A 24,420-nucleotide genomic window follows, 5' to 3' on the forward strand; every position below is an offset into this window, starting at 1 on the left:
CATTAACTCATGGCTGAAACTACCATCGATACCGAGCTGGATGAGGAATTCACCGGCTCATACACAACGGAGAGCGAAGCTCCCCGCACTGGTCAGGGTGCATCCCTGACCGCCCCGGGCGCTGGGCTCGGCCGTCGCAAGGAGGCCGTTGCTCGCGTTCGTCTGATCCCAGGAACCGGCGAATGGAAGGTCAACGGCCGCGCCCTTGACGATTACTTCCCCAACAAGCTGCACCAGCAGCTCGTTAACTCGCCGTTTGCCCTGCTCGATCTTGAAGGCCGTTTTGACGTCGTCGCTCGAATTAGCGGTGGCGGAGTCTCCGGTCAAGCTGGCGCACTTCGCCTCGGAATCTCTCGTGCATTGAATGAGATTGACCGTGACGCGAACCGCGCTCCGCTCAAGAAGGCTGGCTTCCTGACCCGCGATGCTCGCGCTGTTGAGCGCAAGAAGGCTGGTCTCAAGAAGGCCCGCAAGGCTTCGCAGTTCTCGAAGCGCTGATCATTCAGCTTATTGGAGGGGCTCCACCGTATGGTGGAGCCCCTCCTTGTTTATCTTGGGGTTTTCCAAAGGGACTCCTGAGTGCTCATACGGGCGGCTCAGTGTGGTTACAGTGTTGGCTAGTCTGGCGCGGTAGGCTAGGGAAGGTTCGGTTACCACCACAACCGAAGTCGTTGTTCCGTAGGAGGAGAAATGCCTCGACTTTTTGGCACCGACGGTGTCCGTGGCCTCGCCAATCGCGAGATCACAGCTAATCTGGCATTGTCGCTCGGCGATGCTGCAGCTCGAGTCTTGACGAAGGCGGCGCAGGAGGGGCGGCGGCCGCGGGCCGTGATTGCCCGCGACACCCGAGTCAGTGGTGAGCTGCTGGGTCAAGCGATGGCCGCAGGGCTTGCCAGTGCGGGCGTGGATGTGGAGCACGTTAACGTGTTGCCAACGCCCGGCCTAGCGTTTCTCACTGCCAGCCAGGACGTAGATCTTGGCGTCGTCATTTCAGCGTCCCACAATCCGATGCCTGACAACGGCATTAAGTTCTTTGCCCGGGGCGGGTACAAGCTGGAGGATGCGCTCGAAGATGAGATTGAGGGGATTCTGGGCTCGAAGTGGTCGCGACCAACTGGCGCCGGCGTCGGCCGAATCTCAGATGCAACTGAGAGTGCTGATGAAGCCTATATTCACCATCTCATCTCAAGTATCGACGTTTCTCTGGAGGGTCTGAAGGTAGTGGTCGATTGCGCGAACGGCGCAACCTCGGCAGTAGCGCCGGCCGCCCTTCGCAGTGCGGGGGCTGAGGTCGTGGTGATCAATGCATCTCCGGACGGCTACAACATCAACGAGAACTGCGGCTCCACCCATCCCGAATCCCTCCAAGCCGCCGTCGTCGCGGAAGGTGCGGATTGCGGGTTTGGATTCGACGGCGACGCCGATCGCTGTTTGGCCGTTGATTCAGAGGGCAACATGGTTGATGGTGATCAGATCATGGGCATTCTCGCGATCTCACTCAAGAAACAGGGCAAGCTCCCTCATGACACGCTCGTTGTGACAGTTATGTCCAATCTTGGCCTCATTCTTGCTATGCGCGCCGCAGGTATCGCTACCGTCCAAACGGCCGTGGGTGACCGCTATGTCCTCGAGGCAATGCGTGAAGGTGGTTACGCGATCGGCGGCGAACAGTCTGGTCATGTGATTGCACTTGAGCACGCCACCACGGGGGATGGCACGCTTACCGCGTTGTTGGTGTGCGCAGAGCTGGTCAAGTCTGGCAAGACGCTCGCCGAGCTTGCTTCGCAGATTCAGCGCTTGCCGCAAACCCTTATCAACGTTCCCAATGTGGACAAGCGAAAGGCACCCACCAACACGGAGCTGACCGCCGCCGTGGAAACTGCGGAGCGCTCCCTTGGCGAGACCGGCCGGGTCCTCTTGCGGCCTTCTGGTACAGAGCCGTTGGTACGCGTGATGGTAGAGGCCGCCACTCAAGAAGAAGCAGACGCCGTCGCGGCATCGCTGGCCGAAGTGGTGGCTCGCGAGCTGGCACTGTAGATATATCCACAACGAGTACTGAAGAAGGAGTGTGGGGCGTCCAAAGGCGCCCCACATCTCCATTGTGAGCTAGATCTTGCGGAGGATAACCTCTTCGACCACGTGGTCGGGCCCCTTACGCAAAACGATGTCCGCACGCGACTTGGTGGGAGCGATGTTTTGGGCGAGGTTTGGCCCATTGACGGAGTCCCAGATACCCAGAGTGCGCTCGACGAGCTCATCTTCATCCATGGCGCTGAACTGGTGAAAGTAGGAAGCAGGCTGGCTGAAAGCGATGTTGCGTAGGCGCAGTGTGCGTTCGAGGTACCAGCGGCGAATGTCATCCTCATCAGCATCTACGTAGATGGAGACGTCGAAGAAGTCGGACACGGCCATGAGTTCCTTCGCATCCTTGCGTGGTGGCTGAAGCACGTTCAGACCCTCAATGATGAGCACGTCGGGATGGTTGATCTCGATGTACTGACCCGGAACGATGTCATACGTGAGGTGGTCATAGACTGGCGCCGCGACGTTTGGCCGCCCGGCTTTGACCTGCATGAGGAAGTCAAGCAGCGAGGCCCTGTCATATGACTCTGGGAAGCCCTTTCGCAACTCGATGCCACGCCGCTCGAGTTCCGCGTTGGGGTAGAGAAAGCCGTCGGTTGTGACCAGATCAACCTTAGGAGTGGCTGGCCAGCGGCGCAGTAGCTCCTGGAGGAGACGCGCCGTGGTGGACTTTCCTACTGCCACTGATCCGGCTACCCCAATCACAAACGGGGTGCGAGCTTCTTCAAGTCCTAGGAACGACGACGTCGCCGTGTGAAGAGAGCCTTGTTCGGCCGAGTACATCTGAAGTAGTGCGGAAAGCGGGCGATAGATTGCATCGGCCTCGGAAAGGTCGATGGGATCGCCGAGCGCTGAGAGCCGGCGAATATCGCTGTGGCTGAGGGGGAGTGGGGTGGACTTGGCAAGAGCACTCCACTGCTCATGAGAGAACTTGACCACGTGCGTCGAAGATGCCGCTGCTTCCATGGGTCAGAAGTTTACTGGCAGGGGTGGCTGGTCTGCTGTCTTGGGAGGCACGAAATTGCAAGGTTTCCGTCACATATGGACGCTCATGGTCGATTTTTGGGCGGTCTGCCAACCGCCGTGAAGTGGTGGTCACAGTGATTGTCCTTGGACGTGGATAGACTAAGCCCATGTGTGGAATCGTTGGATACGTTGGTTCGGCCGTTGCATCAAACCGCCCACTTGACGTCGTACTTGAAGGTCTGGCTCGGCTTGAGTATCGCGGATACGATTCCGCGGGCGTTGCGGTTGCGGGCCCAGATGGCATGAAGGTGGCAAAGAAGGCCGGCCGTCTGGACAATCTTCGTGGTGAGCTGGCTGAACACCCGCTGCCGGCAGGCGAGGCCGCCATTGGTCACACCCGGTGGGCCACCCATGGTGGGCCAACCGATGCAAATGCGCACCCGCATGTTTCCTACGATGGCAGGGTGGCCGTTGTACACAATGGCATCATTGAGAATTTTCAACAGCTGCGCGCCGAACTGGCCGATCATGGCGTCACACCCGTATCGCAGACCGACACAGAGGTAGCAGCCCACCAGCTGGCGCTGGAGATGTCACATGGCGGCACGCTTCTCGAAGCGATGTGCCGCTTAGCTTCCCGCCTTGAAGGCTCATTCACTTTCGTGGCACTAGACCGCGATGATCCGCACGCGATTGTCGCTGCCCGGCGTAATTCCCCACTAGTCGTTGGACTGGGAGAGGGAGAGAACTACTTGGGCTCTGATGTTGCAGCATTCGTGGGCCAGACTCGCCACGCTATGGAACTCGGACAAGATCAGATAGTTCAGGTAACTCCTGATTCAGTTCGCGTGGTTGATTTCAAGGGCAACGAACAAACTGGCCGCAGGTTTGAGGTGGATTGGGATGTCAATGCTGCTGTTAAGGGTGGCTATGACACCTTCATGGATAAGGAGATTCATGAGGCGCCCACGGCCGTTGCTGAGACACTGCGGGGGCGCACCACTCCCGATGGCGGGCTCCAGTTGGATGAGATGCGTATTTCGGAAGCAGTGTTGCGTTCCGTTGACAAGATCATCGTGGTGGCCTGTGGTACCGCCGCCTACGCAGGGCACGTGGCCAAGTACGCCATCGAACACTGGTGCCGGATCCCGGTTGAAGTGGAGCTTGCTCACGAATTCCGCTACCGCGATCCGGTGGTGAATGAGAAGACCTTGGTTGTGGCGATCTCGCAGTCAGGAGAAACCATGGATACTCTCATGGCCATCCGCCACGCCCGCGAACAAGGCTCAAAGGTGCTGGCGATCGTCAATACGCACGGTTCAACCATCGCCCGGGAATCCGATGCTGTGCTTTACACTCATGCGGGCCCAGAGGTCGCAGTGGCTTCCACCAAGGCGTTCATCGCTCAGATCACGGCGTGCTACCTGCTCGGTCTTTACCTTGCTGAACTGCGTGGCAACAAGTACGTGGATGAAATCGCCACCTATTTGGATGAACTGGGCAAGATGCCAGATCGGATCGAAGAGGTGCTGGGGCTCGAATCGGACGTGCGGGAGCTGGCTCGCTCGATGTCAGACGTAACGTCGGTGCTCTTCCTTGGCCGTCACGTGGGCTATCCGGTGGCGTTGGAAGGTGCGCTCAAGCTCAAGGAGCTCGCCTACATCCACGCCGAAGGCTTTGCTGCGGGTGAGCTCAAGCACGGGCCAATCGCCCTTATTGAACCTGGCCTGCCAGTGTTTGTGATCGTACCTACACCTCGGCGCCCGCTTCTTCACTCCAAGGTCATTTCGAATCTTCAGGAAGTACGGGCACGTGGCGCCCGCACCATTGCGATTGCTGAGGAAGGAGATTCTGAAGCAGCTTCCTATGCTGACACGATCTTCTGGGTTCCCCGTACCACTCCCACGCTCATGATGCCGCTTGTCACGGTGGTTCCGCTTCAGATCTTCGCCAGTGAACTTGCCCGGGTCAAGGGTTATGACGTGGACAAGCCGCGTAACCTCGCCAAGTCAGTTACGGTGGAATAAGCGAACTGCACACCTCGCGGGCGTGGCCCGCTCGCTGTTGAGGCCCCTGCGGGTTCGTGGCATTGGAGAGGGAGGAACAGTCCATGCTCAGGGCATATCGATCTCATGACATTCGCCAAGCAGAGGTGCCGTTGCTCGCCGCCGGGACGCCGCTCATGCAGCGCGCGGCGGCAGCCACAGCATTCGAAACCGTGGCGGAGCTACGCCGCAGAGGTATCGGCATATCGGGTACTTCCGTCTTGGCTCTAGTGGGGGCTGGGAATAATGGAGGCGACGCCCTATTCGCAGCTGCCCGCCTTGCCCAGCGAGGCATGCAAGTCTCAGCCTTGTGCCTCGGCTCTTGTCACGAACAAGGCCTGGCGGCAGCTCGCCGCGCAAGGGTACGCATTCATTCTCTGGACGAAGCCACAGGTGGTTCGTCTGAGTTCATCGAGAGCCTTGCATTGCCCGCCGTGGTGTGGCTGGACGGCCTTGTGGGCATCGGCGCTCGCGGTGCACTTCGCGAACCGATGGCAACCCTTGTCGAATCCCTTGAAGAGGTACGGCGCATGCGCGCCCATGAGCCGATCATGATTGCGATCGATGTTCCAACAGGCGTTGGTAGCGACGACGGCGTCGTCGTAGGCCCAGCGCTCCATGCAGACGTGACGGTCACGATGGGTGCGTCCAAACCTGGCCTTATCCTAGATCCGGGATGCCGGTACGCCGGGCAGGTGGTTGAGGTCCCGCTTGGCATCGAGGAGTTCCTTCCGCCCGAACCGGCCTTGCTCTCACTTTCTGAAGCCGATGTGCTGGACCTGTGGGATATTCCTGGACCTTCCTCCCACAAATACACCCGCGGTGTGGTGGGCCTCATGACTGGGTCCGATTCATATCCGGGCGCTGCGTTACTCTCCGCAGGTGCAGCGTTGGCTGCAGGGCCCGGAATGGTCCGCTATGCGGGCCCCAAGGACGTGCGGCGCATGGTTATTGCGCGCTATCCGGAGATCGTGACTGCCCCTGGGCGAGTCCAGTGCTGGGTTATCGGTTCGGGCATGGATATGGCTGAAACCGAAGCTGCCGCTGAAGCCGCGCGCCGGTTACAGGAATCAGTAGCTGACGGGTTTCCTGTGGTGTTGGATGCCGGCGCGATAGAACTGGCAGTGGAAACCGATCTGCCTTCCACGGTGGTGCTCACGCCGCACGCCGGGGAGTTAGCGCAGCTGTTGACCGGCCGCGGGGAAGTCACTACCCGCGCCGATGTGGAGAACGCTCCAGCAAAGTACGCACGGATTGCTGCGACCCTCACTGGTGCCACGATTCTGCTTAAGGGCAGCATAGATATTGCCTGTGGCCCTGACGATCCCTTGTATGCGCAGGGCGGTGCGCCGGCATGGCGCGGTGTGGCTGGAGCGGGCGACGTTCAGGCGGGCCTGCTCGGAGCAATGCTTGCAGGCTGGGGTGATGAACTCGCCGAACTCGGACAAGGGCGCGGCATTCCCGCGCGGATCGCTGCCGCGGCCTCGTGGGTGCACGGGCGAGCCGCGCACATAGCGGCGGGACCCGGGCGGGGAAGGCCTATCACAGCCAGCCACATCAGCGCCGCGATCGGTTCGGCGATTGGCGATGCACTCGCGAACTAGCTGCGCAGGGCAGTGGCTGTTGGTGGAAGAATGTGGCCATGAGTTGCTACTATCCGGCGCGTGCTGACATCAACCTAGACGCGATCGTCCACAATCTTCGAACCATTGAATCCGCATTGAGCGGCCAGCAGATCATGGCGATCGTCAAAGCGGACGCGTATGGGCACGGACGCAGTCAGGTGGCACGCGCTTGCCTAAACGCTGGAGTCAACTTCTTCGGCGTGGCTCAGCTGGGTGAAGCGCTAACGCTTCGCAACGAACTGGGAGCAGGGCCGAACATCCTGACCTGGATCTACGCGCCAGGAGCGCCGCTGGTTCGCGCAATAGAAGCGAATATCGACATCTCAGTAGGGGCTTTCTGGGCCCTTGAGGAGGTGGAAAAGGCTGCTCGTGCGGTGGGCCAGCCGGCCCGCATCCATCTCAAGGCTGATACAGGTATGGCACGTGGTGGCTTCAACGGGTCAGATATGGCAGAAGCAGCACGCCAAGCCCGGAAGCTTGAGAACAACGGTTTGGCGCGCGTCGTCGGGCTATGGAGCCATCTGGCACGCGCAGATGAACCCGAAAGCGACTTCACAGACGTCCAAGTCAAGCGATTCGAGGCGGCCCGCAGTGCGGTCTCATCTGCGGGGATCGACGTTCAACTGCACCATCTTGCCGCTTCATCGGGTGCTCTGTGGCATCCGGCAGCTCGATATGACATGGTGCGCCCCGGCGCAGCGCTCTACGGGATCTCGCCAAGTCCAGCCATGGGAACGGCCGCACAACTGAATCTCCGCGGTGCAATGCAGCTTTCGGCCACTGTGATTGTGGATCGCACGGTACCTGCCGGAACAGGGATTTCCTATGGGCATAGTGCAGTGACGGATAAGGAAACTCGGCTTGGCGTCGTGCCGCTCGGCTATGAGGATGGAATCGACCGAATGGCAAGCAATACGGCTCCGCTTGTGATCAACGGACACCGCACCACAGTCACGGGTCGGGTCTGTATGGACCAGTTCGTCACAGAATTGCCGGAGGGAGCGAAGGCAGGCGACACCGCCTACCTGTTTGGGGATGCGCAAGACGGGCTACCCACCGCCGACGATTGGGCTGTGGCAACCAAGACAATCGGGTGGGAAGTGATCACGCGCATTGGGGCGCGCGTTCCGCGCTACTATCATGGCACGGGTGCGCCCAGATCATGATTGACAGAAGGGGGAGACGAGTGGAGGAGAACATGGAGCTGCAAGTGCCGGAAGCCGACGACATGCGCCACCTTGGCGAAGCGCTTGGATCGTTGCTGAAGGGTGGAGACCTAGTCATGCTTGACGGGCCGCTCGGCGCCGGAAAGACCACCCTCACTCAAGGAATTGCGCGGGGCATGAACGTGACGGGACGCGTTGCATCCCCGACCTTCGTGATTGGTCAGGTACATCATGCTCAAGAAGATGGCCCGGACCTCGTTCATGTAGATGCCTATCGATTGACGTCACTCGACGAACTCGACGCACTTGATCTTGATGCCTCTCTGGCCGATTCCGCCACTGTTGTGGAGTGGGGTGAAGGTAAAGTCGAAGTCCTGACAGAGGATCGCCTTACCCTCACGATCATCCGCCCCGAAGGCTCCGAACAAGGAGACACCGTTGAGGACCTGCCGGTGGATGCCCCGCGGACTGTTCGTCTTGATGCCACTGGCCCACGCGCTCAGGAGATCATGACTCGATTGGAAGAGCTTCTGTGAAGAAGTTGGCGGCCGCCGTCTCCCTTCTCGTGCTGGCCATTACGGTGGTCATGGGGGTGCCAGCTCAAGGCGCCTCGAAGGCTGACGGGAGCGCCGACGCGGCCGCTGATTGGTTCTCTTCGCAAGGGTTGTCTGTGGTGCGTTCCCACGCTTCAGTTGACATGCCTGATCTATCAGCAGACCAACTTGCCAATCTCCAACTTCAGAAGCCTCTCAACGCTGTCGAGTTCAACGCAAGTGGCAATGGAACCGAGGCGTCTGACATCTGGATTGCGCCCATCTATGTGGGCGCAAGCGTGGTTGGCACACTGGCAACGGTATTCACTGGCGGCCAATCGGGGCTCGTAGCAGTTACAGATGATTCCAATCTGGGATCAATCGTTGCCGAACCCCGCGATGAGGTGCAGATAGTGGTCGAACCGCGCATCGGCTCCGACGACGTGATCGGCGCGTGGTTCTCACTCGCAGCTGACGGCACTGTGACGCCAATCGATTCGGTTGCGAGATCGGTGTTGGCAGGAACGGTTTCGCTCGCCCAATACGCATCGCTGCGCGAAGGCCTTATCCAGACCGACGAGGAGTCCGGTTCAATCGGTTCCTCCTCGCCGGGAGCCACATCCACGTCCACCACCGTGTTGCGCGTCGCCGTGGTAGTGCTCATTATTCTGCTTTTGTTGATTGGGATCCTCGTGTGGATCCGATATGAGCATGCCAATGGTGAGGAAGACGCGGCATCAGCGCCTGAACCCGATTCCGATCCCAATACACCAGGTCCGAAGCGTTTCCGTCACGGCGTTGACGAGATCCAGGTCTTAGAACGTCCAGCGCCAAAGACACCAGAAGAGAAGAAGAATGAAGATCCTGACAATTGATACATCAGACCGCTCGATCGTGGGGGTCGTGGACACCGACCTGGGCGACGTTACTGAGCTAGCGTGCGAGGTCTCAGCTGATACTCGGCATCACGCCGAGACGCTCACCCCAATGGTGGCAAAAGTCCTTACGGACGCCGGAATCACAAAGCCTGACCTCATCGTGGCGGGAACAGGGCCTGCTGCGTTTACAGGGTTGCGGGCCGGGCTCATGACCGCGCGTGCGTTGGCGCGCGGGTGGGACGTTCCCGTCGTCGGCGTCTCTTCATTGGAGACCATTGCGCTCGGTGCCGCTCGCACCGGTGCAGACGAGGTTCTTGCCGTCATCGATGCCCGCCGTAAGGAGCTCTTTGCTCTGCGTGCGCGTCCCATGGGGCCCGACGACGTCGCCGTCATGTCCGGTCCGGAGATAGTCAAGCCCGCTGCTCTTCCAGCGATGCTTGATGAGGCCCCAGCTGTTGTGGCCACCTCTCACCCCGATCTCTATCCAGAACTGGCAGATGCAACTGCCATCTCGTGCCGTCCTGCGATGATGGCAACCTTGGCGTTGTCCCATCAAGGACGCCAAGATGCTGGTGAAGCGATCGACCTCTCAACGCAGCCGCAGTACCTGCGCCGCCCAGATATTCACAACGGCGGGGTTCCCCAGCCACAGGCCTAAGTTCACATGTCTGAGAACTCTGAGGCGCGCGGAGCGCAGGAAGCGCTGGCGGCGCATGGCCTCCAGCGCAAGACTCCGCTGCCGGGTTGGGCCAATCGGGCAGCAGAGTTCGATGCGCGCTCGTTTGGAGTGGACGCCTGGCCCGCAGCGGTGTGGCAACACGAGCTCTCTCAAGGCTTTGCCACCTATGTGGCCTACGTTGAGTCAGGAGTATCTACCGCAGGCCTGCCCACCATCGCAGCGCTTGGGGGAGTGAGCCACGGTGTGGAAGCCGAGATTCTCACGATTGCCGTCGCTGCCTCCCGGCGCGGATCCGGCCTCGGATCACTGCTCCTCGAGGATCTCATCTCGGTCGCGCGCGAGCACGATGCTGAGGTCATCTTTCTAGAAGTGCGCGCCAAGGATCTCCAGACCCAAGCTTTCTACGGTCGCCACGGTTTTGAGGGCGTGGGGCGCCGTCGTCGTTATTACGTGGACGACGACGCGCTCATCATGCGACGGGACTTGAGGCCCGAAAACTGACTCTGTGACTAGGTGATGTGTTGCAAGGCACATCGCGAATAATGGCCCGCGGGACGTAGGGCGCACGATGGTTCCCCACTCTCCACTAGATACGCCTTAAATTACGTAAGGCGGATCTGTCATATTTCATGGCGAGCCTGTTGCGATCACCACATCAAGTATCATCAGAACGTGGCTAATTCACCCTCAACTCAGAAGCGTGGCCGGCAGACGACCGTGGCACTTAAGGTGACCATGGCTCTCACAGGCCTCATCCTCGTATTGTTTGTCCTCTTCCATATGTATGGCAACCTCAAGATGTTCATGGGGCCGGAGGCATACAACCATTACGCAGAGTTCCTGCAGCAAGGGCTCCTGTACCCGATCCTGCCGCATAAGGGTGCCGTGTGGCTCATGCGCATCGTGCTGTTGCTCGCTGTTGTGCTGCATATCTACTGCGCTTTCAAGCTCTGGCATCGGGCAGGTGTTGCTCGCGGATCCAAGTACAAGGTGTCAACCGGTAAGAAGAAGCATCAGACCTATGCTTCGCAGACCATGCGCTACGGCGGCGTCATTATTCTTGCGTTCATCGTGTTCCATATCCTTCAGTTCACCTCGTTGACTATCAACATTGGTGGCGATTACAAGTCCATGGAACCGTATGACCGCCTCATCGTCGCATTCTCCGCGGAGAACTGGTGGGTCTGGTTGGCCTACCTGATTGCGATGTGCGCGCTGGCAATGCATGTGCGCCACGGTGTGTTCTCAGCGCTTGCGACGCTCGGCCTCGACACCCGTGAACGTGAGTTCGCGTTCAATGCCATTGCGTGGTTCTGCTCGCTGGCTCTCATCATCGGATTCATGCTTCCGCCCACCGCGATCCTCTTCGGATGGATCTCTTAAGGAACTGATATGGCACAGACAATTCAGGGACTCTATACCCAAGGCGAGGACATCGCCGATCACAAGGCTCCCGAAGGGCCGTTGGAAGGCAAGTGGGAGAAGCGCAAGTTCGAAGCGCGGCTCGTTAACCCAGCTAACCGCCGCAAGCTCAACATCATTGTGGTTGGAACCGGACTCGCAGGCGGCGCCGCTGCTGCCTCTCTTGGCGAGATGGGTTACAACGTCAAGGCGTTCTATTACCAGGACTCAGCTCGCCGCGCGCACTCCATTGCAGCGCAGGGTGGAATCAACGCCTCGAAGAATTACAAGAACGACAACGACTCTACGTATCGTCTCTTCTACGACACCATCAAGGGTGGCGATTTCCGCGCTCGCGAATCGAACGTCTACCGCCTAGCAGAAGTCAGCGGCAGCATCATCGATCAGTGCGTGGCCCAGGGAGTACCTTTTGCTCGCGAGTACGGTGGCTACCTCGACAACCGTTCGTTCGGCGGTGTCCAGGTGTCCCGCACGTTCTACGCGCGTGGCCAGACAGGCCAGCAGTTGCTCATTGGTGCCTACCAGGCGCTTATGCGTCAAGTCGCGGCTGGTACGGTTACCTGCTTCTCGCGCCACGAGATGATGGAGCTCATCGTCAAGGACGGCCATGCTCGCGGAATCATCGCGCGTGACATGGTCACCGGCGAAGTTGAGACGCACATTGCAGATGCTGTTGTGCTGGCAACAGGCGGATACGGAAACGTGTTCTTCCTGTCCACGAATGCCATGGGCTGCAACGCCTCTGCCATCTGGCGTGCACACCGCAAGGGCGCATACTTTGCCAATCCGTGCTACACGCAGATTCACCCTACGTGTATCCCACAGCATGGCGATTACCAGTCAAAGCTGACCCTCATGTCAGAGTCGCTGCGAAACGATGGTCGTATCTGGGTGCCCAAGAAGGCTGAGGATTGCAAGAAGGATCCGCGCGACATTCCTGAAGAGGATCGCGACTACTACTTGGAGCGCATCTACCCCGCGTTCGGCAACTTGGTGCCTCGCGACATCGCCTCTCGGCAAGCGAAGAACATGTGCGACGAAGGCCGCGGTGTGGGTCCGGAGATCGACGGCGTCGCGCGTGGCGTGTACCTTGACTTTGCAGAAGCCATTGGCCGTTTGGGCAAGGAAGCTGTTTCCGCGAAGTACGGCAACCTTTTTGACATGTACAAGCGCATCACAAATGATGACCCGTATGAAGTGCCCATGCGTATCTACCCGGCGGTTCACTACACAATGGGCGGACTCTGGGTCGATTACGATCTCGAATCTACGGTATCGGGCTTGTACGTGGCAGGAGAGGCAAACTTCTCTGATCACGGTGCGAACCGGCTCGGTGCGTCGGCCCTCATGCAGGGCCTAGCTGACGGGTACTTCGTTCTTCCCAATACCATCAACGATTACCTCGCTGATGGCCCATTCGAGAACCTCACCGAGGATGATCCGGCCGTCAAGGAAGCTCGCGCTTCCGTGGAAGGCCGCATCAAGCACTTCATGGAGCTCAAGGGCACGCATTCGGTGGATTACTACCACAAGAAACTCGGCGCAATCATGTGGGAGAAGTGCGGCATGGCTCGCGACGCCGCTGGGCTGCGCGAGGCAATCACCGAGATCCGCTCACTGCGCGAAGAGTTCTGGAAGGACGTCAAGGTCCCAGGTTCTGCTGCAACGCTTAATCAATCCCTTGAAAAGGCAGGCCGTGTGGCTGACTTCTTCGAACTTGCTGAACTCATGTGCATCGACGCGCTTCACCGCGAGGAGTCTTGCGGTGGTCACTTCCGGTCGGAGTCGCAGACTCCTGAAGGAGAGGCGCTTCGCCACGACGATGAGTATGCCTACGTGGCGGCTTGGGAATGGTCGGGCGAAGGCGCTCAGCCGGTCCTCCACAAGGAAGACCTCAACTACGAATATGTCCATATGAAGCAGCGGAGTTACAAGTGAAAATCACCCTAGAATTTTGGCGTCAGAATGGCCCTGAGGACGAGGGTCACTTCGAACAGCGCACTCTGAATGATGTTGATGAGCACGCCTCCTTCCTCGAAATGCTTGACGTTCTGAACGAAGAGTTGTTCGCGGAAGGTGCGGAGCCCGTGGCGTTCGATTCGGACTGCCGCGAGGGAATCTGCGGACAGTGTGGCATCGTCATCAATGGCGATCCGCACGGCCCCGAACGCACCACGACCTGCCAGTTGCACATGCGTAGCTTCTCTGACGGAGACAAGATCGTGCTGGAGCCATGGCGCTCAAAGGCCTTCCCTGTGATCAAGGATCTCGTGGTAGACCGCAGCGCGCTGGATCGCATCGTTCAGGCCGGTGGCTATGTATCTGTGAACACGGGCGCAGCTCCGGATGCGCACTCGCAGTTGGTTCCCAAGAAGAACGCGGATCGCGCTTTTGAGGCGGCTGCCTGCATCGGCTGCGGTGCGTGCGTGGCAGCTTGCCCGAACGGCTCCTCCATGTTGTTCACGTCGGCAAAGGTCATGCACCTTGGGCTTCTGCCACAAGGGCAGCCTGAGCGTCTGGACCGCGTGGTCAACATGCTGGCTCAGCAGGATGAGGAAGGCTTCGGTGGCTGCACCAACACAGGCGCATGCGCAACTGTGTGCCCGAAGGAGATTCCTTTCGAGCTCATTTCGCTGCTCAATCGTGACCTCATGAAGTCGATGTTTGTGAAGGCGCGCAAGCGCTGAGAAGAGGCTTCGCTCGCAACGGGCGGGTTTCGCAGCTACGTGCTGTGAAACCCGCCCGTTGCGCGTTGCGTGTAGCTAGTGGTGACGGTTGTGTGCTGCACACAATTACCAATAGGTGCCCAGCCGCAAAGGGCACTAGACTTGTGAGCCGTGAGCATTACCATCTTGGGCATTGAGACCTCCTGTGACGAGACCGGAATCGCCATCGTGCGGGACGGCGAACTACTAGCCGACGTCACCGCGACGTCGATGGATGAGTACGCGCGCTATGGCGGCATCATTCCCGAGATCGCTTCACGGGCCCATCTTCAGACGATGGTTCCCACTCTGAACGCCGCGCTTGAGAAGGCCGGTGTGGCATTAGAGGATGTGGATGCCATTGCGGTAACTGCTGGTCCAGGACTCATCGGTTCATTGACCGTGGGTGTTTCCGCAGCGAAGGCTCTGGCGCTCTCCACGGGGAAGCCGCTCTACGGCGTCAACCACATCATTGGGCATCTTTGCGTGGATGAACTGGTTCATGGAGCTTTTCCAGAGCAGTTCATCGGTTTGGTAGTTTCCGGTGGTCACTCCTCGATCTTGCGCGTCGGCAACATTGCCACCGATGTCGAAGAAATGGGTGGCACTTTGGATGATGCAGCGGGCGAAGCCTTTGACAAGGTCGGGCGCTTACTCGGACTTCCTTACCCCGGCGGCCCGCATATCGATCGTTTGTCCAAGGAGGGTGACCGTGAGGCCATTCGTTTCCCGCGTGGATTAACCCAAGGCAAGGACAAGGCACTTCATCCCTACGATTTCTCGTTTTCTGGATTGAAGACCGCCGTTGCGAGGTACGTTGAGGGCCTCGAGTCTCGTGCCGAGGAGGTACCAACAGCTGATATCGCCGCAGGATTCTCGGAGGCCATCAACGATGTGCTGACTTCCAAGGCGCTCAACGCCTGTGAAGCATTCGGGTGTGACACGTTGGTTGTGGGCGGTGGCTTCTCTGCCAACTCACGGCTGCGTGAGCTCGCAACTCAGCGTGCTGAGGCTCGGGGCATCACGGTTCGTATTCCTCCCATCCGATACTGCACTGATAACGGTGCGATGGTTGCCTCGCTCGGCTATGAGCTCGTGCGTAACGGGGTGGCCCCATCTGGCCTTGGAATTACGATCGATACGGGAATGGACCTCAACAAGATCACCATGTGAAAACTGGTGTTCGCTGAACGCTAGCACTCGCCTTGACCGAGTGCTAAGAGTGGCATAATCTTCTTGTGGACGTAGCAATCACTCATTGCTGCGGCTTGTGCCCGGTTCGGGCCCGGCCCCCGCGACGGCGGGTCCCGCGGCCAGGTACTTCCATCCGAATGGATGGGCTACAACCTAAGCACGAGTTCTAGAAGAAGGGGAATCCGAAGTGTCGGTCTCCATCAAGCCGCTCGAGGATCGCATTGTCATCCGACAGCTCGAAGCAGAAACTACAACGGCATCCGGTCTGGTGCTCCCAGACACTGCCAAGGAGAAGCCACAGGAAGGCGAAGTCCTCGCTGTCGGCCCGGGTCGCGTTGACGATCATGGCAATCGCATCCCGGTTGACGTAGCCGAAGGCGACGTCGTCATTTACTCCAAGTACGGCGGCACCGAAGTTAAGTATGGCGGTGAGGAATTCATCATTCTTTCCTCACGTGACATTCTTGCTGTTGTCGAGAAGTGAATCTAGCCGATATCGGTTAGAGAAGGCGCCCACCTTTTGGTTGGGCGTCTTCTCGCATTTTGGGCGTTTCCTCACGTAGGCCGGCCCACAGTGCGGACACTGCTTCTGGCCAGATATGATGGCCGGGTGACGACACTGAATGATCCGTTTTCCACACTCGGCCTCACGTATGACGACGTTCTGCTGCTTCCCCAAGCAACTGACGTCATCCCATCCGAAGTCGACACCGCTAGCCGCTTGACGCGCTCAATCACTCTGAAGACCCCTTTGATTTCCGCCGCGATGGATACCGTGACTGAATCGCGCATGGCGATCGCAATGGCCCGCTTGGGCGGCATGGGAGTCATCCACCGCAATCTTTCGATTGAAGACCAGGCGCAGCAGGTCCGTGTGGTCAAGCGGTCCGAATCGGGAATGGTTCAAGATCCTGTAACCGTTGGACCTGACGCCACCATCCTTCAGCTCGATGAACTCTGCGGCAAGTACCGCGTTTCCGGGCTTCCTGTGGTAGACGGTGGTGGCAAGCTGCTTGGCATCATTACGAATCGCGATTTACGTTTCATCCCAGAGGATGAGTTCGCAACGCGTCGTGTTCGAGACACGATGACCTCCATGCCACTTGTGACTGCGCCGCGCGGCGTGACCCGTGAAGATGCCGCTGCGCTTCTGGCCAAGCACAAGATTGAAAAGCTTCCCTTGATTGATGAAGAGGGCCGTCTGACCGGCCTCATCACCGTCAAGGACTTCGTCAAAACTCAGCAGTACCCCAATGCGACCAAGGACGCCAACGGCAGGCTGGTAGTTGGCGCTGGCGTCGGTTACCTTTCCGATTCGTGGGAACGTGCTGAAGCGCTTGCTGATGCCGGTGTTGACGTGCTTGTGATTGATTCTGCCAATGGTGAGGCCAAGCTGGCCCTAGACATGATCAAGCGTCTTCGCAGTGATTCTGGCTTCGACAAGGTTCAGATCATCGGTGGAAACGTTGCTACCGAATCCGGTGCGAAGGCACTGATTGACGCTGGGGTCGACGCCGTTAAGGTGGGCGTTGGTCCGGGGTCCATCTGCACGACTCGTGTGGTGGCAGGTGTTGGCGTGCCACAGATCACCGCGATTGCCAGTGCAGCTGGCGCGTGCAGCGCGGCTGACGTGCCGCTCATAGCTGACGGCGGCCTGCAGTACTCAGGTGACATCGGAAAGGCACTCGTTGCAGGGGCAGATTCAGTGATGCTCGGTTCCCTGCTTGCTGGGTGCGAGGAAACCCCTGGCGACTTGGTGTTCGTTAACGGTAAGCAGTTTAAGCACTACCGTGGCATGGGTTCGCTTGGAGCAATGTCCTCCCGTGGCAAGCGCTCTTACTCGAAGGATCGCTACTTCCAGTCTGACGTGACCTCTGATGACAAGATCATCCCAGAGGGTATCGAGGGTCAGGTTCCTTACCGCGGCTCGCTCTCCTCAGTTCTCTACGAACTGATTGGTGGCCTGCATCAGACCATGTTCTACACGGGTGCTCGCACCATTCCAATGCTAAAGGCGCGTGGCAAGTTTGTACGAATGACCTCGGCAGGCCTGCGCGAATCGCATCCGCACGATGTGCAGATGACGGTGGAGGCTCCAAACTACTCGGGCCGCGCCTAGTTCGGGCCGGCCCAGTTAGCGGGCCGCGCCGCGCGATGGCAGCCTACGCATACGATGCTTTTTGGTTATTAAACATATCGTGAAGCGTGTCAAACGCCGGAGGCGGGTGATGATTGACATCGCCCGCCTCCGGCGTTTTTCCATGAGTCGGAGACTTCACACATGAGTCCGAATTCTCCCCATGAATCCGATCTACTTCAGGATGAGTGCCCCATCTGCTACGGGCCAGTGCTGAGGCGGTGGAGAAACTGGCCGACCATTGGCCGCATCGCGCCTATTGAAGAACTCGATCATTTCGGCATTCGCTTGCGCGGCGCGCGATTGAACCTGTTCGAGCGATTCCCGAGCGAGCGTGGGGTGTGCCCGCAGCAGCGCACCAAGTACGCGCAGCGTGGCAAGTACATCAGCTTCGGCATTATGGAAGTCACCGCCATCAACCTTGTAGAAAGCGCACAGATCCTCCAAGCGGCGCTTGCCTTTGCGGAAGCGATCCACAGAGCGATCAAGAAGATAGGGATCTACAACCGGATGAGGCCATGTGCCCAACCGTTGCGCAATAGTTGCGAGGTCATGGCGCCGCAGCTCTGCTTCAAGAAGCGTGAAATCAAACTGGGCATTGAAAGCTACTACGGGATTGCCGCCCTGCATGTGGGCAACAAGGACATCCGAAATCTCGGAAAGGACTTCAGTGATTGGCCGGCCTTTGCTCCGTGCCTCTTCAGTAGTAATTCCATGTACTCGCGACGCCTGTTCTGGGATTTCCACACCCGGATCAGCCAGCCAGTAGCGCCGATCAATGCCATTCGCACTCACGCTGACAAGCGAGCAGGTTACGAGCCGATCCTCAAGAGGATTGACGCCCGTTGTTTCCGTATCAAATCCGATGATCGTACGTTGCGGCCATAAGGGTTCTTCACTGCTCATGATGTAAGGGTAGCCTGCGGCACGGACACCTCTGGCGCTCGTACACAGGGCCTGGTTCGTCATTCGGTTGTGGTGCACGTAGTCTTAGATTCGTGAGCGAAGTTGAGATTGGCCGCGGAAAGCGGGCCAGACGTGCATATACGTTCGACGACGTCGCCGTGGTTCCATCCCGGCGTACACGAGACGTTCAAGAGGTCTCGACCTCTTGGCAGTTTGATGCTTATCACCTTGAGATTCCGGTGCTTTCGGCACCCATGGACTCGGTCACATCGCCCGATACGGCTATTGCGATCGGCACGGCTGGTGGCTTGGGCGTGCTCGATCTGGAAGGTCTATGGACCCGTTACGAGGATCCCACTCAGGTCCTTGAAGAAATCGCTCGGTTGAGCAAGTCTGAATCGACCGCTCGGCTGCAGGAGATCTATTCCGCACCAATACAGAATGAGCTGGTGGTGGAACGCCTGCGCCAAATTCGCGACGCCGGGGTTACTGTGGCGGGTGCGCTGTCTCCTGGAGGCGCACAGCAGCTATGGCGCTCGGTCATCGACGCAGGAGTTGATGTGTTCGTGATCCGCGGAACCACGGTTTCTGCCGAACACGTTTCCGATAATCGTGAGCCACTGAATCTCAAACGGTTTATATATGAACTAGACGTTCCCGTTGTGGTGGGCGGCGCAGTCACCTACACCAGCGCCCTCCACCTCATGCGTACGGGCGCGGCCGGAGTGTTGGCCGGATACGGCGGTGGTGCCTCCTCGGCCAACCGACGTACCGTGGGCATTTCATCGCCCATGGCCACAACGATCGCTGACATCGCTGCGGCACGGCGTGACTTCCTTGATGAATCAAGCGGCCGGTACGTGCATGTCATTGCTGACGGATCTGTGGGAACTTCTGGAGACCTCGTCAAGGCGATTGCCTGTGGCGCAGATGCTGTGATGCTGGGAACGGCATTGGCGCGTGCAACCGAGGCCCCAGGCCGCGGTTGGCATTGGGGTGCGGAGGCACGCCACACGAAGCTGCCTCGCGGCGAGCGAGTGGAGGTGGGCACAGCAGGTTCCATTGAGGAGATTCTGTTTGGGCCATCACACAGTTCCAAGGGGCAAACCAACCTCATGGGCGCCTTGCGGCACGCCATGGCAGCCAATGGCTACTCGGACGTCAAGGAGTTTCAGCGCGCCAACCTTATCGTGACCAAGTAGGCTTGGGGACGCTGGTCACGGCGCCCAGCGGCAGTTCATCTTCAACACAAGGAAGTGTCCAATGGCGAACATGCGAGTTGAGAAGGATCTCTTAGGGCAGCGGTTGGTTCCGGCCGATGCCTACTACGGAATCCACACGGTACGGGCGATGGAGAACTTCCCCATTTCTGGAACCACGATCTCCACTGTCCCGGAGTTTATCCGGGGCATGGTGATGGTGAAGAAGGCCGAAGCTCTAGCCAACAGAGATTTCCGCACGATCTCAAAACGCACAAGTTTGGCCATCATCGAAGCCTGTGACCGCATCCTCGCCGGTGAATGCATGGATCAGTTTCCCGTTGACGTCTTTCAAGGCGGTGCGGGCACATCCGTCAACATGAACACAAATGAGGTAGTGGCAAACCTTGCCTTGGAGATCTTGGGCGAGGAGAAGGGCCGCTACGACGTCGTCGACCCGAACGACGACGTCAATAAGTCTCAGTCCACGAACGATGCGTACCCAACAGGTTTTCGCATCGCGGTGTATCGCTTGGTCACTCAGCTCTCAAACGAGCTAGGCGATCTTGAGGCATCCTTCAACGCATTGGCGGAGAAACACAAGAACGTCATCAAAATGGGCCGCACACAGCTTCAAGATGCCGTGCCAATGACGATGGGCCAGGAGTTCTCTGCCTTTGGTGAGCTTATGGCCGAGGAACGCCTCCATCTGGCGCGTCAAGTGACTCTGGTTCTTGAGGTGAACCTTGGCGCCACTGCCATTGGGACGCGGCTCAACACTCCGGAGGGATACCAGAAGGCGGTGGTCCAGCGATTGGCCGAGGTGTCGGGGCTACCGGTAGTACCAGCGCACAATCTCGTGGAAGCCACGAGTGATACTGGCGCATATTTGGCAGTACACGGAAGTCTGCGGCGTTTGGCAGCCAAGCTTTCGATGATCTGTAATGACCTGCGGCTTCTGTCTTCGGGGCCTCGCGCTGGGCTCGGCGAAATCAACCTTCCTCAAATGCAGGCAGGATCCTCCATCATGCCGGGAAAGGTGAACCCGGTGATCCCCGAAGTGGTCAACCAGGTGTGCTTCAAAGTGGTGGGAAACGACGTGACTGTCACGATGGCCAGCGAGGCGGGCCAGCTCCAACTCAATGTCATGGAACCCGTTATGGCGCAGTGCATCTTCGAATCGGTGCGTCTTCTTAAGAACGCCGCAAAGATTCTTAGGGAGCGGTGCGTAGATGGCATCACCGTGAACGAGGAGGTGTGCCGCAACTATGTTATGAACTCCATTGGGATCGTCACGTATCTCAACGATGTCATTGGGCACCACGTGGGTGATGAGGTGGCACGCGAATGTGCGGCCACCGGGCGTTCGGTAAGAGACGTGGTTCTGGAACGCGGCCTCGTGAGCCAAGAGCAGCTCAACAAAGCATTCTCCATCGAGAACCTTATGAACCCCACCTACATTGGGCGGTACTTCCCCGAGGAGTGATTCCGCGAGGCTGGTGCCAACGTGGGCGGACTGAGGTGCCAACGTGGGCGGACTGCCGGTGCCGATTGCAGCCGCTGGTTGGCTGGCTTAGATCTGGGCGGATGCACGGCCTATTGGACGGATGCAGTGCTTAGATCTGTGAGTTTCTTCAGAGCAAACCCGGGAGCATCTTCAGAACACAGCGTGGCAGTCAGGTGGCTAGGGTCTAGTCACCTGACTGCCACGATCGTGGTCACAAAACGGCAGTTTCGGGTTTCTTGCCCAACGTCACGGATACTTCCTGCGAATGAGCAAAGAAATCGTTGCCCTTGTCATCAACAATGATGAAGGCAGGGAAATCTTCTACTTCGATGCGCCAGATTGCTTCCATTCCCAACTCTGGATACTCCACTAGTTCAACCTTCTTGATGCAATCCTCAGCCAGCTGGGCTGCCGGGCCACCGATCGATCCTAGGTAGAAACCTCCCCACTTCTGGCAAGCATCGGTTACCTGCTGGGAACGGTTTCCCTTGGCGAGCATAACCATAGAAGCGCCATGGGACTGCAGTAGATCCACGTAGGAATCCATGCGTCCAGCCGTAGTGGGACCAAAAGAGCCAGAGGCCTTGCCTTCAGGAGTTTTCGCCGGGCCAGCATAGTAGATAGGGTGATCGCGCACGTATGCAGGGAGTTCCTCGCCAGCTTCGAGGCGCTCGCGAAGCTTGGCGTGCGCGATGTCGCGAGCCACAATGATGGGACCGGACAATGAGACGCGCGTCTTGACAGGGTAGCGGGAGAGCTGAGCTCGGATCACCTCCATTGGTTGGTTGAGGTCGATGTGAATGGTCTCTTCGCTAGGTGCTCCAAGTTCCACTTCACTCTGCGCCGGATAGAAGCGGCCAGGATCAGTCTCCAGCTTCTCCAAGAAGATGCCTTCAGGTGTGATCTTTGCGCGAGCCTGACGATCAGCAGAGCAAGAGACAGAGATCGCTACAGGCAGCGACGCTCCGTGGCGCGGGAGCCTAATGACGCGGACATCGTGGCAGAAGTATTTTCCGCCGAACTGGGCACCAATCCCGATCTGGCGAGTCAGCTCAAGGACCTTCTCCTCAATATCGTGATCGCGGAAGCCGTAACCTTCTTTGCCACCGTGATCAGGGAGTTCATCTAGGTAGTGCGCTGAGGCGTACTTGGCTGTCTTAAGCGCGAACTCTGCCGAGGTGCCACCCACCACGATGCCTAAGTGATACGGCGGGCAGGCCGCCGTGCCAAGCGAGCGGATCTTCGCCTCAAGGAATGGCATAAGTGCGGCTTCGTTGAGTATTGCCTTGGTCTCTTGATACAGGTAGGACTTGTTGGCTGAACCGCCTCCCTTTGCCATGAACAGGAACTTGTAGGAAAGCTCGTGGCCACGCGCAGTGTCAGCAGCCAGTTCGATTTGGGCTGGCAGATTCGAACCAGTGTTGACCTCTTCGAACATGGAGAGCGGGGCGTTCTGCGAGTAACGCAGGTTCAGGTTTGTGTATGCGTCAAAGACTCCCTTAGCGAGGGATTCTTCATCACAACCAGCCGTCAGCACGTGCTGGCCACGCTTGCCTGAAATGATCGCGGTGCCGGTGTCTTGGCACATGGGAAGGATACCTTGCGCGGAGATATATGCATTGCGCAGGAGGGTCTTGGCCACGAATCGATCGTTGGGAGAAGCCTCGGGGTCATCAAGAATCTTCGCCACTTGTTCCAAGTGCGCGGTACGCAGGTAGTGCGAGATATCGTGGAAAGCGGTCCGAGAAAGAAGCTCAAGTGCTTCGGGTGCAACCTTGAGGAACTCTTCGCCGTCCGGACCGACGACCACCTCTACACCTTCCGTGGTCAACAGACGGTATTCGGTGGGATCCCCTTGGGAAGGGAGCATGTCCTTGTACATGAATTCCGGCAACGGTGCCTCCTTGTTTCGGTCTGGACTTCGTCATCATAGAAGGCAAATGTGGGCCTAGACCGGGCCAAAGGTAACGCACAGCGGCCGGCCCCTGGAGTACCAGGGACCGGCCGTATGGGTAGGGCAACCTAACGCACGTTGTACTGGCTGTACATCTGCATGCCAATGATCGTCTCCGGATGAGGACCAATGAGTTCCGGCACGGTCACAAGTGTGAACCCTTTTTGCCGCAGACCATCGATGATTCCGGGTATGGCATCCACGGTGGTTGGTTGAATGTCATGCATGAGCAAAATGGATCCTCGCCGGGCCTGAAGCGCACGTGCCGTCGTCTGAGCGACGTCGCGGTTCTTCCAGTCCTCCGTATCGATGCTCCAGAAGGTTCCGATCTGACCACGTGCTTTGAGGGCAGCCATGACTTCCGGGTTCTGGGCTCCGTATGGCGGTCTGACGAGGAGCGGAAGTGGCAATCCAAGGTTTGTCAGCGCTGTATTTGTACTGTCAATCTCCTGCGCCACGCCTTGCCAAGAGAGCTTTGAAAGGTCGGCGTGATCCCACGAATGGTTGCCTACCACGTGGCCTTCGGCGATCTCGCGTTTGACGGTCTTGCCGCGTGCCTCGATGTTCTTTCCCACCACGAAGAAGGTGGCGTGGACATCGCGGGTGGCTAGTTCATCCAGCAGCTTGTCAGTGTACGGGCCGGGGCCGTCGTCGAAAGTGAGCGCAACGCATTGCTCCACCGTGCAATCGACGGAGGTGGCTGGTGGTAGCGGTGCAACAGGCGGTGCAGTCGTGGTGGGTGCAGTGGTGCTCGGCTCTATTGTGGTGGGTTTCGCTGTAGTGGGCTTCTGGCTGGGACTAGGACTTGTCGCTGTGGGCGTCGGCGTTCGAGTTGGTGACGGTGCGGACGCACTGGTGCTGGGGGACGGCGCGGGGCTGGACACCGCTGCGGTACACCCGGTCAACGCGAGCGCGCCAATCCAAGCTGCCAGGCCAAGCTTCGCAAATCTGCGGGCCTTCATTGGTCTTGGTACCGGTAGACGTTGGTCTCACGGAGTTCGAAGCCGCACCGTCGATAGAGTCGGTTTGCAGACTCTCTGCTGGGGCGCGAGGTCAGGTCGATAGTCTTGGCACCAATCCTTTTTCCGTGTACAACCGCCGCTTCCACGAGCTTTTGGCCGGCTCCTTGCCCACGCGCAGCACCATCGACGACGACGTCCTCGATCCAAGCCCGTTTCCCGGTCGGGATATCAAAAGTTGCAAGGCTGAGCATTCCCAAGATGGGAAGCGAACCCTTCTCGTCCGTCACCTCTGACCGGTAGATGAAGAGGTACACATACGGCTGGGCCACAAAGGCTGCGACGGCTTCGGGCGTAAGCGGAGGCGTTGACGCGGAGAGCTGCGGGATGAGTTTGTTCATTGCCTCGACGAGTTCAGAGCTTGCATTCTCAATGAGTTCGACTGCCATGAGATTTCCTTTGT

22 protein-coding genes are annotated in these 24,420 nt (G+C 58.6%); 17 read left to right on the forward strand and 5 right to left on the reverse strand.

The genetic code is table 11. The features are described 5' to 3' along the window. Positions 1–9: 9 nt before the first annotated feature. Together rpsI and glmM are read left to right on the forward strand one after the other, a co-directional pair. Positions 10–498, forward strand: coding sequence for a 30S ribosomal protein S9 (rpsI, locus tag H2O17_RS03080; RefSeq protein WP_182050285.1), 489 nt, complete (start codon positions 10–12; stop codon positions 496–498). A 192-nt stretch (positions 499–690) separates the two neighbouring features. Continuing rightward, positions 691–2,037: a phosphoglucosamine mutase gene (glmM, locus tag H2O17_RS03085; protein WP_182050286.1), complete on the forward strand. Its 1,347-nt coding sequence runs from the start codon at positions 691–693 to the stop codon at positions 2,035–2,037. A gap of 69 nt (positions 2,038–2,106) precedes the next feature. Here glmM and coaA read toward each other — a convergent pair whose 3' ends face one another. After that, the gene (gene coaA, locus H2O17_RS03090) at positions 2,107–3,048 is read right to left on the reverse strand and encodes a type I pantothenate kinase (RefSeq protein ID WP_182050287.1); all 942 of its coding nucleotides are present in this window, start codon (positions 3,046–3,048) and stop codon (positions 2,107–2,109) included. 167 nt (positions 3,049–3,215) lie between these two features. Here coaA and glmS point away from each other — a divergent pair, with 167 nt between their 5' ends. From glmS to guaB, 13 genes are all read left to right on the forward strand, one after another. Then, positions 3,216–5,075, forward strand: a complete 1,860-nt coding sequence (glmS, locus tag H2O17_RS03095) for a glutamine--fructose-6-phosphate transaminase (isomerizing) (RefSeq protein WP_182050288.1) — start codon at positions 3,216–3,218, stop codon at positions 5,073–5,075. Positions 5,076–5,158: 83 nt separating this feature from the next. After that, positions 5,159–6,697 (forward strand): NAD(P)H-hydrate epimerase, encoded by a 1,539-nt coding sequence (locus H2O17_RS03100; RefSeq protein ID WP_182050289.1) that lies wholly within the window; start codon positions 5,159–5,161, stop codon positions 6,695–6,697. 38 nt (positions 6,698–6,735) lie between these two features. Then, the gene (gene alr, locus H2O17_RS03105; protein ID WP_182050290.1) at positions 6,736–7,884 is read left to right on the forward strand and encodes an alanine racemase; all 1,149 of its coding nucleotides are present in this window, start codon (positions 6,736–6,738) and stop codon (positions 7,882–7,884) included. Between the two features lie 32 nt (positions 7,885–7,916). After that, positions 7,917–8,420, forward strand: a complete 504-nt coding sequence (tsaE, locus tag H2O17_RS03110) for a tRNA (adenosine(37)-N6)-threonylcarbamoyltransferase complex ATPase subunit type 1 TsaE (protein ID WP_246311318.1) — start codon at positions 7,917–7,919, stop codon at positions 8,418–8,420. Continuing rightward, the gene (locus H2O17_RS03115) at positions 8,417–9,292 is read left to right on the forward strand and encodes a hypothetical protein (protein ID WP_182050291.1); all 876 of its coding nucleotides are present in this window, start codon (positions 8,417–8,419) and stop codon (positions 9,290–9,292) included. The genes tsaE and H2O17_RS03115 overlap by 4 nt, the downstream gene beginning before the upstream one ends. Further along, entirely contained in the window at positions 9,273–9,953 is a 681-nt protein-coding gene (tsaB, locus tag H2O17_RS03120; protein WP_182050292.1) for a tRNA (adenosine(37)-N6)-threonylcarbamoyltransferase complex dimerization subunit type 1 TsaB, read from the forward strand. Before H2O17_RS03115 ends, tsaB begins: the two co-directional genes overlap by 20 nt. Before the next feature lie 6 nt (positions 9,954–9,959). After that, on the forward strand, positions 9,960–10,475 hold the full coding sequence (locus H2O17_RS03125; protein WP_182050293.1) for a GNAT family N-acetyltransferase: 516 nt from the start codon (positions 9,960–9,962) through the stop codon (positions 10,473–10,475). 171 nt (positions 10,476–10,646) lie between these two features. Next, entirely contained in the window at positions 10,647–11,357 is a 711-nt protein-coding gene (locus tag H2O17_RS03130) for a succinate dehydrogenase cytochrome b subunit (protein WP_220456814.1), read from the forward strand. 9 nt (positions 11,358–11,366) lie between these two features. Next, entirely contained in the window at positions 11,367–13,334 is a 1,968-nt protein-coding gene (locus H2O17_RS03135; RefSeq protein WP_182050294.1) for a fumarate reductase/succinate dehydrogenase flavoprotein subunit, read from the forward strand. Next, on the forward strand, positions 13,331–14,083 hold the full coding sequence (locus H2O17_RS03140; protein ID WP_182050295.1) for a succinate dehydrogenase/fumarate reductase iron-sulfur subunit: 753 nt from the start codon (positions 13,331–13,333) through the stop codon (positions 14,081–14,083). Before H2O17_RS03135 ends, H2O17_RS03140 begins: the two co-directional genes overlap by 4 nt. 150 nt (positions 14,084–14,233) lie before the next feature. Continuing rightward, positions 14,234–15,274, forward strand: coding sequence for a tRNA (adenosine(37)-N6)-threonylcarbamoyltransferase complex transferase subunit TsaD (tsaD, locus tag H2O17_RS03145; protein WP_182050296.1), 1,041 nt, complete (start codon positions 14,234–14,236; stop codon positions 15,272–15,274). A 208-nt stretch (positions 15,275–15,482) separates the two neighbouring features. Then, positions 15,483–15,779 (forward strand): co-chaperone GroES, encoded by a 297-nt coding sequence (gene groES / locus H2O17_RS03150; RefSeq protein WP_182050297.1) that lies wholly within the window; start codon positions 15,483–15,485, stop codon positions 15,777–15,779. A 126-nt stretch (positions 15,780–15,905) separates the two neighbouring features. Further along, positions 15,906–17,414 (forward strand): IMP dehydrogenase, encoded by a 1,509-nt coding sequence (gene guaB / locus H2O17_RS03155; RefSeq protein ID WP_182050298.1) that lies wholly within the window; start codon positions 15,906–15,908, stop codon positions 17,412–17,414. Positions 17,415–17,606: 192 nt separating this feature from the next. Here guaB and H2O17_RS03160 read toward each other — a convergent pair whose 3' ends face one another. Then, positions 17,607–18,338, reverse strand: coding sequence for an exonuclease domain-containing protein (locus H2O17_RS03160; RefSeq protein WP_182050299.1), 732 nt, complete (start codon positions 18,336–18,338; stop codon positions 17,607–17,609). Positions 18,339–18,430: 92 nt separating this feature from the next. Between H2O17_RS03160 and H2O17_RS03165 the strand changes: the two genes are divergently transcribed. Both H2O17_RS03165 and aspA read left to right on the forward strand, forming a co-directional pair. Further along, complete coding sequence (locus tag H2O17_RS03165) at positions 18,431–19,540, forward strand: GuaB3 family IMP dehydrogenase-related protein (protein WP_182050300.1); 1,110 nt, start codon at positions 18,431–18,433, stop codon at positions 19,538–19,540. A 61-nt stretch (positions 19,541–19,601) separates the two neighbouring features. Beyond that, positions 19,602–21,023, forward strand: a complete 1,422-nt coding sequence (gene aspA / locus H2O17_RS03170; RefSeq protein WP_182050301.1) for an aspartate ammonia-lyase — start codon at positions 19,602–19,604, stop codon at positions 21,021–21,023. A 232-nt stretch (positions 21,024–21,255) separates the two neighbouring features. Here aspA and H2O17_RS03175 read toward each other — a convergent pair whose 3' ends face one another. The 3 genes from H2O17_RS03175 to H2O17_RS03185 form a co-directional block, all read right to left on the reverse strand. After that, positions 21,256–22,938 (reverse strand): fumarate hydratase, encoded by a 1,683-nt coding sequence (locus H2O17_RS03175; RefSeq protein ID WP_281363059.1) that lies wholly within the window; start codon positions 22,936–22,938, stop codon positions 21,256–21,258. A gap of 128 nt (positions 22,939–23,066) precedes the next feature. Continuing rightward, a complete protein-coding gene (locus H2O17_RS03180; RefSeq protein ID WP_182050302.1) occupies positions 23,067–23,678 on the reverse strand; it encodes a polysaccharide deacetylase family protein in 612 nt (203 codons plus the stop codon). 278 nt (positions 23,679–23,956) lie between these two features. Further along, entirely contained in the window at positions 23,957–24,406 is a 450-nt protein-coding gene (locus H2O17_RS03185; RefSeq protein WP_182050303.1) for a GNAT family N-acetyltransferase, read from the reverse strand. Positions 24,407–24,420 lie beyond the last annotated feature (14 nt).

The sequence above is a fragment of the Changpingibacter yushuensis genome, from assembly GCF_014041995.1.
GTDB classification, from domain to species: Bacteria; Actinomycetota; Actinomycetes; order Actinomycetales; family Actinomycetaceae; genus Changpingibacter; species Changpingibacter yushuensis.